General features: G+C 49.9%; 11 protein-coding genes. 5 read left to right on the top strand and 6 right to left on the bottom strand.

Going from position 1 to position 9,604, the window contains the following annotated elements:
* Positions 1 to 253: 253 nt before the first annotated feature.
* Genes ACZ25G_RS01065 through ACZ25G_RS01055 form a run of 3 tightly spaced genes read left to right on the top strand, consistent with a single transcriptional unit; the run spans position 254 to position 1,391 of the window.
* Positions 254 to 526 carry a spore coat associated protein CotJA gene (locus ACZ25G_RS01065; protein ID WP_463681237.1) on the top strand — a complete coding sequence of 91 codons (273 nt, stop codon included), beginning with the start codon at positions 254 to 256 and terminating at the stop codon, positions 524 to 526.
* Positions 519 to 776, top strand: a complete 258-nt coding sequence (locus ACZ25G_RS01060) for a spore coat protein CotJB (protein ID WP_191481939.1) — start codon at positions 519 to 521, stop codon at positions 774 to 776. Before ACZ25G_RS01065 ends, ACZ25G_RS01060 begins: the two co-directional genes overlap by 8 nt.
* 3 nt (positions 777 to 779) lie before the next feature.
* On the top strand, positions 780 to 1,391 hold the full coding sequence (locus ACZ25G_RS01055; protein ID WP_463681236.1) for a manganese catalase family protein: 612 nt from the start codon (positions 780 to 782) through the stop codon (positions 1,389 to 1,391).
* A 55-nt stretch (positions 1,392 to 1,446) separates the two neighbouring features.
* Here ACZ25G_RS01055 and ACZ25G_RS01050 read toward each other — a convergent pair whose 3' ends face one another.
* From ACZ25G_RS01050 to ACZ25G_RS01040, 3 genes are read right to left on the bottom strand one after another with little or no spacing between them, the layout of a single operon-like run.
* Positions 1,447 to 1,962, bottom strand: a complete 516-nt coding sequence (locus ACZ25G_RS01050; RefSeq protein ID WP_463681235.1) for a DUF6125 family protein — start codon at positions 1,960 to 1,962, stop codon at positions 1,447 to 1,449.
* Positions 1,963 to 1,972: 10 nt separating this feature from the next.
* Entirely contained in the window at positions 1,973 to 2,245 is a 273-nt protein-coding gene (locus ACZ25G_RS01045) for a metal-sensing transcriptional repressor (RefSeq protein WP_191481942.1), read from the bottom strand.
* Positions 2,246 to 2,256: 11 nt separating this feature from the next.
* Positions 2,257 to 4,806, bottom strand: a complete 2,550-nt coding sequence (locus ACZ25G_RS01040; protein WP_463681234.1) for a heavy metal translocating P-type ATPase — start codon at positions 4,804 to 4,806, stop codon at positions 2,257 to 2,259.
* 450 nt (positions 4,807 to 5,256) lie between these two features.
* Between ACZ25G_RS01040 and ACZ25G_RS01035 the strand changes: the two genes are divergently transcribed.
* Both ACZ25G_RS01035 and ACZ25G_RS01030 read left to right on the top strand, forming a co-directional pair.
* Positions 5,257 to 5,601, top strand: coding sequence for a hypothetical protein (locus ACZ25G_RS01035; RefSeq protein ID WP_191481944.1), 345 nt, complete (start codon positions 5,257 to 5,259; stop codon positions 5,599 to 5,601).
* A 1-nt stretch (position 5,602) separates the two neighbouring features.
* The gene (locus tag ACZ25G_RS01030) at positions 5,603 to 6,727 is read left to right on the top strand and encodes a DUF3810 domain-containing protein (protein WP_463681233.1); all 1,125 of its coding nucleotides are present in this window, start codon (positions 5,603 to 5,605) and stop codon (positions 6,725 to 6,727) included.
* A gap of 44 nt (positions 6,728 to 6,771) precedes the next feature.
* Here ACZ25G_RS01030 and ACZ25G_RS01025 read toward each other — a convergent pair whose 3' ends face one another.
* The 3 genes from ACZ25G_RS01025 to ACZ25G_RS01015 all read right to left on the bottom strand — a co-directional run.
* Positions 6,772 to 7,689: a ribokinase gene (locus tag ACZ25G_RS01025; RefSeq protein ID WP_463681232.1), complete on the bottom strand. Its 918-nt coding sequence runs from the start codon at positions 7,687 to 7,689 to the stop codon at positions 6,772 to 6,774.
* A gap of 23 nt (positions 7,690 to 7,712) precedes the next feature.
* Complete coding sequence (locus ACZ25G_RS01020) at positions 7,713 to 9,137, bottom strand: Sapep family Mn(2+)-dependent dipeptidase (RefSeq protein WP_463681231.1); 1,425 nt, start codon at positions 9,135 to 9,137, stop codon at positions 7,713 to 7,715.
* Positions 9,138 to 9,340: 203 nt separating this feature from the next.
* Positions 9,341 to 9,604, bottom strand: a 264-nt coding sequence (locus tag ACZ25G_RS01015; protein WP_463681230.1) for a hypothetical protein, incomplete at its 5' end; no start/stop codon positions are given.

The raw sequence follows: 9,604 nt of genomic DNA, 5'->3' as shown, positions 1-9,604 counted from the left end.
AGGGAATGGAGATTTCTCCATTCCCTTTTCCATTTTGAGGAGGACGGTTAACTTTTTGTTTTCGGCTCTACTCAAGATAAAAAATTTTTTTAACGCAATTTGGATAGTCGAGTAGTAAAAGGAGGAAAGATTAGACAGGGTTTATAGGCAAAGGATAAAAAGACTTCAAACTGGCATTGAACCCTGTTTGCAAAACGACCATAGATTGTAGCAAGACGGACATTCCGTCTTAGCTTTTCCATGTCCCTATGGAATGAAAGCATGCTTTCTTCAAAGACATGGATGCAACCTAAAATGGTTGCGCAGATCATATGCAAACGGAGGGTTTACTTTGACAGATATGAACAACGGATCTCATCCGGTCCGTGATCCCATTTTTTGCAATGATGCGCCCCTGGCCATGGCCTATGTACCAAGACAGCCTTGGGGTAACTTATATGAACCTGAGGTAGCGTTCAACCGCGGCACGTTTTTCAGGGATTTAGACCTCCCATTTATCGGAGAGGAGGCGCTCCCCCGTGGATGACAGAAAGGTGCTTTTAAACCGGGTGCGCATCTGCGATTTTGTTTTGCAGGAAATTGCCCTTTTTTTGGACAATAATCCTCAAAATAAAGAAGCCCTGGAATGCTATCAAAAATATTTAGATATGCAAAGAGAAGCAAGAGAAATGTATGTCAAAAGGTATGGACCGCTGACTCATACAGATTTTGCCGGAGGAAACCGGTGGAACTGGATTGACGGCCCCTGGCCCTGGGAACTTGACGAGGAGGCGTAGCATATGTGGACTTATGATAAAAAGTTACAGTACCCAGTAAAAATTTCCCGGCCCAATCCCGCCATGGCAAAAGTGATCATCACCCAATTTGGTGGGCCAGACGGAGAATTGGCGGCAAGTCAACGGTATCTGGCGCAGAGGTATTCTGTTCCCTATGATGAAGTCAAAGCAACACTGACCGATATAGGTACGGAAGAACTAGCCCATGTTGAGATGATTTGTGCCATTGTCCATCAATTGACCCGTAATATGACGATAGACGAAATTAAGAAAACAGGGTTTGATACCTATTTTGTTGACCACACTGCGGGGCTGTATCCCATTGCAGCCTCAGGCACCCCTTTTAGCGCTATGTATTTCCAGTCTAAAGGCGATCTGATTACAGACCTAACAGAGGATTTAGCAGCAGAACAAAAAGCGAGAACTACCTATGATAATATTTTGCGTTTAGTTGATGACCCCGATGTACGTGATCCTATCAAATTTCTTCGAGAAAGAGAGATAGTTCATTTCCAGCGTTTCGGTGAAGCCTTGCGAACCACCCAAGATCATCTGGACAGCAAAAATTTCTATGCTTTTAATCCCGAGTTTGACAAGAGAAGAAGGAGAAGATAGGTACTTTCTCCAAAGAAAAAAGCTGTATGGCCGAGGCCATACAGCTTTTTATTAATCAGAGGTGGAGGGTAAACTTCCAAACGCAGGCACAGTCAGGGATAGTGATGTCGGGATAACAGCTGACCACTTCCGCAGTGATGCGATCATCGATAACCTTTGCAAAACCATCGTATTCCACTATACCAACCTGTTTGCAGGGATGAAGAGACATCCCTTTTCGGGATCGAGCGCTTTGTACACGGCAATTGTGAACCCGATAGGTGAGAGTGTTGCCTTCCATGACGATGCTGTCTTCATTGAGAGACGCATAGAGGCGGAAAGCCAATGCCTGTGCCAAGCCCTCCAGACCGGCGCGATCCGGCAGATCCAACAATTTTTTTATCCTGCGGGCTTCAATCTGGGTAAACTGTTCCCAAACGGTATAATCGTGCTCCATGGCTTTGTCCATGCCGCTATCCCGTTCTACCGCTTGAAACCAGAGCCCATCCATAGCTAACCAGTTTTTTGCAAAATTGGTGCAGAGCTCAAGCAGTTTCTCTCGAGGCAAATCATGAATGCTTTTGTAGTCCATTTGATCCCCCTTATTTATCCAGCTTCTCAAAGATGGAGATGATTTCCTCAATCTTCTCGTTTTTGAGCGACTCATCATCGTGTTCAAAAGCTTCTTTGACACAACCGGAAAGATGGGCCTTGATAATTTCCCGGTTAACCTTGCGCAGGATGGATGTTGTGGCCATCAGCTGGTTGGAGATATCGATACAATACCGATCTTCCTCCACCATGCCCAAAATACCATCGATTTGGCCGCGGGCGGTTTTGAGCAGACGGACAATCTGCTTATGATCCGCTTTCATGGAACCCCTCCTTAGGCAATGGAAACGACGGTATAGCCGGCGTCTGTCACTGCCTGCGTCAGAACATCATCGCTGACATCCTTCGAGAGGGTGACGGTTGCGTTTTTGTCCTCCAGGCTGACAACAGCGCTGACGCCGTCGATAGCGTTGAGGGCTTTCTCTACATGGGCAGTACAATGGTTGCACATCATGCCTTCAATTGTGATTACTTTTTTCATTGTCTTTTCTCCTTTTTCCACAGTAGTTGTAATCATGTTTCTATCTTCTCCAGCAGAAGCGGGTACCGCGTGCCGGGGTTTGAAAAATTTGAGACGCAGGGCATTACTGACAACGCAAACAGAGCTCAAGCTCATGGCGGCGGCGCCAAACATGGGGCTGAGTTTCCAGCCCAGAAAGCTGAAAAAGACGCCAGCTGCAAGAGGGATACCGATAGCGTTGTAGAAGAAAGCCCAGAATAGATTTTGCTTAATATTGCGGATAACGGATTTACTCAGCTCAATGGCGGTGACAGCATCCAGTAGGTCACTTTTCATCAGTACAACGTCGGCGGATTCAATAGCAATGTCGGTACCGGCGCCGATAGCAACTCCTACATCCGCCCGGGCCAGAGCCGGGGCGTCGTTGATGCCGTCCCCCACCATAGCCACCCGTTTGCCAGATTCCTGAAGCCGGCGGACCTCTTTTTCTTTGTCTGCCGGAAGCACACCGGCAATGACGTTAGAGAGGCCGAGCTGACGCTGAATAGCACGTGCGGTTCTCTCATTGTCGCCGGTGAGCATAATGACATCGATGCCCATATGGGTCAGGGCGTCAATGGCTGCCTTGCTGGTGGGCTTAACTACGTCGGCCACAGCAATCAGGCCGAGAACCTTTCCATCCGCAGCGAAGAAAAGGGGCGTCTTTCCATCATTGGCAAGATCATCAGCCTGCTGCTCCAAAGATGCCAGATCTATACCGTTTTCCTCCATCAGCTTGCGGTTACCGCCAAGACAAAGGGTACCATTGACAACCGCCTGTACACCGCTGCCGGTAACTGCGGTAAAATCCTGTGGGGAGAGTAGGGGGGCGTTGTGTCCATCAGCATAGGTGATTACCGCCTGGGCCAGGGGATGTTCCGAGGGACGTTCCAGGGCCGCAGCGATAGCAATCAGAGCTTCTGATGTAACGCCGGACGCGGGAATAACGTCGGTAACTGAGGGAGTTCCCTGGGTGATGGTACCGGTTTTATCCAGTACTACGGTCTGAACATTGTGCAGTGTTTCCAGGGCTTCTGCAGATTTAAATAGGATACCGTTTTGGGCACCTTTGCCTGTGCCCACCATGATTGCCACAGGGGTAGCTAAGCCTAAGGCACAAGGGCAGGAGATGACCAGAACGGAAATACCAATGGAAAGAGCAAAGTCAAAGGGTTCGCCTACCAACAGCCATACAATGGTGGCAAGAATGGCGATAGAGATGACTACAGGGACAAACACACCGCTGACCTTATCGGCCAGCTTGGCAATGGGAGCTTTGGTGGCATTTGCATCCTCCACCAGCTGGATGATCTGAGAGATGGTGGTGTTTTCTCCCACCTTGGTTGCTTTAAAGGTAAAGAAGCCTGATTTGTTGATGGTAGCGGCAATGACCTTGTCGCCAGGCCCTTTTTCCACCGGAATGCTTTCTCCGGTCAGGGCAGATTCATCCACAGCGGAACTACCATCCAAGATGACGCCGTCTACCGGTACACTTTGACCAGGACGTACTGCTACAATATCGCCGACCAAGACATCATCCACCGGGATCTGAACCTCTTCGCCGTCGCGGATGACAGTGGCGGTTTTAGGCGCCAGATTCATCAGCTTTTCAATCGCTTCCGAAGTCTTTCCTTTGGAGCGGGTTTCTAGGAATTTCCCCACAGTGATGAGGGTCAGAATCATAGCGGCGGACTCAAAATAGAGGTCCATGCTGTAGCTGTTCACCAGATCCAAATCGCCGTGGCCCAGACCCCAGCCAATTTGATAAATGGCGAAGATACCGTAGATCAACGAGGCCGAGGAGCCGATGGCGATGAGGGAATCCATATTGGGAGCTCCACGGAAGAGGGCGGGAAATCCAACCTGATAATATTTACGATTCAGATAGATGACGGGAAGGGTTAAAAGAAATTGGGTGAAGGAATAGATCAGCGCATTCTCGGTTCCATGGAAAAAAGAAGGGGTAGGAAGTCCCATCATATGCCCCATGGAGATATACATCAGAGGAACGAGAAAACAGATCGATAAAATCAGCCGGTGTTTCATGGCTTTGGTCTGTTCCTTTGCGCTGTTGGTGGGCGTTTCTCCCGAAAGGGGCTTTGCCTGTCCCTGCTTTTGATGGGGAGCGGCGCCATATCCTCCATGTTCCACAGCTTTGATGATGTCCCCCTCACTTAGGACAGACTCATCATATTCTACCTGCATACTATTTTGCAGCAGGTTGACACTGACCTCTTTAACCCCGGAAAGGGCCCGGACGCTTTTTTCCACATGCGCCGAGCAGGCCGAACAGGTCATACCGGTTACATCGAATTTTTCTTTCATTGAGATCACCTCGCAACACAATACCCCCGTGGGGTGTATTTTTATTGTATACTCTATGAGTAGATTTGTCAATACCCCAGTGAACATTCAAAAAAGACAATAAAAAGGCCCGGATATTCTCCGGGCCTGGGACAAAATCGATTAAAACAGGGTAGTGAATGCAGCCCCCATCATGGAAATGACAAAGACGGCGGCCAGAATCAGACAGAGGATCCGCACAAAGAGCTTCGATTTTACCATCGCAAGAACTCACCTTCTCAATGATTTTTACTTTATTACTATAGCAGTTTTTTTCTCCCTTTGCCAGAGTGAAAAAGGGAAATTCATGGTTTTTTTGCGGTTTTATCGCAGTGTATTCACATTCTTGCGTTGCGTCCCCTTTTCCAGGGTGATAAAATAAAAGAAAAAATAAGCCCAATCGGGGCCTTTTATTTTAGAGGGATGTGTATCATGAGTAAGATGGAAATTATCAATATTGAGCGGGGCATGCCCACTGTGGAAGAGGCGATCCGCCGGATGAATATGGGCCTTTCTACCGCCCGGGGCAGAGGGATGAAAGCGGCCAAAGTTATCCACGGCTACGGTTCCAGCGGCGTGGGTGGAGGTATCCGGACAAAGGCTAGAAGTGAGCTTCAGAATAAGCGGAGACTAGGGCGGATTAAAGGGATTATTTATGGGGAGGATTTTTCCTCCTATTCGGTGGCTGCCCGGGATGCAGTCGCCAGATTGCCCTGGCTTTCCCAAGACAGCGACTATGGAAGGAGAAACGATGGGGTTACCATCGTATTATTGTAAGATGAACAAGATTCGATCCTTTTTGAAAAGCCCCTATGCCCTCAAAAGGATGTGGCTTTTGCTGGGGATTCCAATTGCTCTGCTGCTCCTTGCTATAGCATCTTCAGGACACGTCTTTGCAGAATGGTATGTCACCCATATTTACCCTGTATTTATGCGGGGAATTTCTTTTATCACTTCTTTGGTGCCATTTTCTTTGGTAGAATGGCTGGCGCCCGGGGCCATCATTGCGGTGCTCGTCTATATTATTGTGGTCATTGTGAAAGCGGTCCGCCACCAAGAGGGGAGAAAGCTGCGGATCTATAAGGCAGTGATGAATCTCTGCGCAATTGTTTCCTGCCTGTTTCTTCTGCTGACCCTGTTTTGCTCTATCAATTATCACCGGTATCCGGTATCGGATCTGATGGGGCTTCAGGTGCGGGAATCCTCCAAAGAGGAGCTGGCGGCCCTAGTAGAGGACCTTATCGAGGAAGTCAACGAGCTGCGGGCCCAGGTGCCAGAGGACGAAAACGGGATTATGACCTTTGATGGCTCAGTATCCGATATGGCGCAAACCATGCGGGATGAATACCGAGAGTTTTCTCAGGGCACAGACTTTATCAACAATGTGAACGCACTGCCCAAACCATTACTTTGCTCTCACTATATGTCTTACACGAATCTAGTTGGATTTTTCTTCCCCTTTACCTTTGAAGCCAACATTAACGGGGACGTGGCCCATTACAGCATTCCCTTCAGCGCTGCCCATGAGCTGTCCCATCTAGCCGGATTTATGCGGGAGGATGAGGCGAATTTCATCGCTTATCTCTGCTGCTCTGCCTCTGATGATGTCAGGGTTCAGTATTCCGGAGCGGCAATGGCGATGATTTACGCAGGTAACGCTCTGTTTGACATTGATCCAGAGCTACATACCCAGCTGATGAGCAACCTTTGCGAAGAAGCACAGCGGGATTTTGATGCCAACAACTCTTACTGGGAGCAGTTTGAGGGCCAGGTGGCGGAAATCGCCGACAATATCAATGATACTTACCTCAAGGCCCAGAATCAGACGGACGGGGTACAGAGCTACGGCCGGGTTGTAGACCTGCTTTTGGCAAAATATAGAGCTGATAATGGCCTGGAATAAGGCGAAAGGCCTGGGACAAATGTCCCGGGCCTTTTTATGTAGCGTCAAAATGAATCCGCGAGCGAAACAGGGGGCATGGAACGATAAGCTCCCGGGTGCTGAACCACATATCCAGCGAAATTTTGCGCATAGCTGATGGCTGGGTGAAGGAAAGCGCGATCCTCCCAGGAGGATAAGCTGATCCGAGAGACAAAAGCGCCGATAAAGGAATCACCCGCCGCAGTCGTGTCCACGGCGGCAACCTTTTGGGCGGGCAGATGGTCAAACCCATATCGGTCACAGAGCAGAACGCCCTTATCCCCAAGGGTCACCAGGAAAAATTTCACTCCCGCATCAAAAAACGGAGCCATTTTACTGTATAGTAGCTGATAGTGATCGGTGACCGGAGCGCCGATCAGATAGGCAAGCTCCGTTTCATTGGGCACCAGGATATCGGTGCTTTTGAGCAGCGCATCGGGCAGATCTGTCACCGGTGCCGGATTGAGGACAGTGACCTTCCCACAGGCCTTGGCGTGCTCCAGAAAGAGGGTTGCAGCTTCCATATTGGTCTCCAGCTGGGTCACAGCGATGTCACACCCTTCAATGAGCGGATAGGACTTTTCTATTTCTGCAGCAGTTATAGCCTTATTGGCAGCCACGTCTACAAGAAGCATGTTCCGACCTTCCTGATCGGTAATAATGACGCAGGAACCGGTAGGAATTTCTGAGCCTTGGAAGGTACAGCTGTGGTCAATGCCTTCCTGTGACAGAAGGTCAATAAGGGAGTTGCCATCAGGCCCCAATTTTCCCACGAAGGAAACCTGGCAGCCGGCCCGCCTGGCCGCAACAGCCTGATTAAAGCCTTTGCCACCAGGGGAGCTGGAACGTCCGGTGGGAACCACGCTTTCCCCCACCTGGGGGAGGGCGGAGACATAATAGGTGGTATCAATGTTGATGCTTCCCAGTACGCAAATTTTTCTCATATTGTTTTCCTCTTTTAATAAAATTACTGGGCGGTAAAATCAATGCCGTCAAGGCGCAATAGAGCAATGGCGTAGACCTTGGCTGCATTGACCAGATCCTCTACGGCAATGGATTCATCAGGCTGATGCATACCGCCTCGGCCGGTTTCGGTGGGGAGCATGCTGCCGGGCCGTCCGGCACCGAATGCAACCGAATTTGGCATCTCCCTAGCGTAGGTACCGCCGCCAATTACATAGGGAGCTAGGTCCTGGCCGGTCAGGTCATTGTAGGTTTCGGTGAGAAAGGCTACGGCAGGATGATCTGCGGGGACATACAGAGGTTTGCTTTCAAAGCAGTCGCCCATAGAAAATCCGTGTTCCTCACAGGTCTGGGATATTTTGTTCCGCAGCTGCTGGGAATCAGTGCTGATGCAGTAGCGGATATTGACATTGAGGACAATCCGAGCCTCTTTAACGCTGAGCAGGCCGCCGATACAGGTGGTTTCCCCGGAAATATCGTCGCGGGATTTGATGGCAAGGCCTGCGCCGTCGGTAGTTTCCAATACCTTTACTACAAAAGCGAGAGCTTCCTTGTCGTCTCCTTCCACAAGGCCGCAGTCTACCACAGCCTTGCACAGCTTGTAGATGGCGTTGACAGAGCCTTCGGGAAATGCAGCATGGGAGGGGATCCCCTTGGCGGAGATGGTGACGCCGTAAGGGCCTTCCGCGACAACCAGATCTCCTTTGCTATCCCCTAGCTTTTGCAGAACCTGGTCGATAGATTGGTTTTTGAGGGTGATTTTTGCATGGGCAGCTACAGCGTTGGAAACTTCGCCGCCGGAAAGTTCTCCGATTTTATCAGAAAGCTGAGGGCCGACCAAATCGGCCGATAGGATTCCCTTTTCTCCGTTACAGACGGGAAACTCCGCATCCGGGACGAAGGAAAAGTCGGGAATTTTGCAGTGCTTTACATAATAAGCCATATCAGCGCTGCCGGTTTCCTCACTGCATCCCATAATCAGCCGGACAGAATGGACCATGGGGACAGCCAGCTCATACAGACAACGCATGGCATAAAGGGCTGCTACCGCAGGCCCTTTGTCGTCGGCAACGCCGCGGCCGATGAGTTTACCATCCTTAAGGGTACAGTGAAAGGGTTCATATTCCCAGTCGGGGCCAGCCGGAACCACATCCAGGTGGGTGAGAATGCCAAGCTCCCGCTGACCATTGCCCATGAGGATACTTCCAGCATAGTACTGGTGGTTCTGGGTGCGAAAGCCATAATCTTTTCCCATTTCCAGGGCGGCGTCCAATACTCGCGCGGGCCCTTCTCCAAAAGGATGCTCCCCCTCGCTTTTTGTGGAAACACTTTCGATGGAGACCAACGTGTTGATGTCTCGGATCATCTGCTCTTTGTGGACATCGATCCAGTCAATAATGCTTTGTTTGAGTTCGTTGTCAACCTTCATATTGCTCAGCCTTTCTCCGCCGCAACGGTTATTTCATCATGTGGTGTTAGCGTAATCAAATGGAAAATGTATGATTATATGTTGTTCTATGAATCATCATTGACGGAATTTCCTATTTCAAACCTGGCCTAGATTTTTTAGCGTAGAAAAGACGGCCTGCGGAGGAACATCCGCAGGCCGTCTTTTAAAAGTTTGCTGCGAACTCAGTCAATGCTAACCCAAGCGCCGCCTTTGGCGTCGGATTCGTAGGCGCGTTCCATGACCTTTTGAATGTATGCCCCTTCTTCCAAAGAGGGAGAGGGCTGGGTGCCGTCATCCACATGATAGAGGAAGGTGGCGAGGCAGTGAACGTGAGCCCTGATCCAGCCGACAGAGCACATAGCACCGGGGAATGCAGCTGCCGGAGGTGCGTACCGTTGGGTACATTCAATGCATTTAAATCCCCTTTCTCCGCCCAGAGGGGCGTC

The sequence above is a fragment of the Zongyangia sp. genome (genome assembly GCF_965361945.1).
Note: the sequence above shows the minus strand (reverse complement) of the source record. Positions and strands in the feature narration are given on the sequence as shown.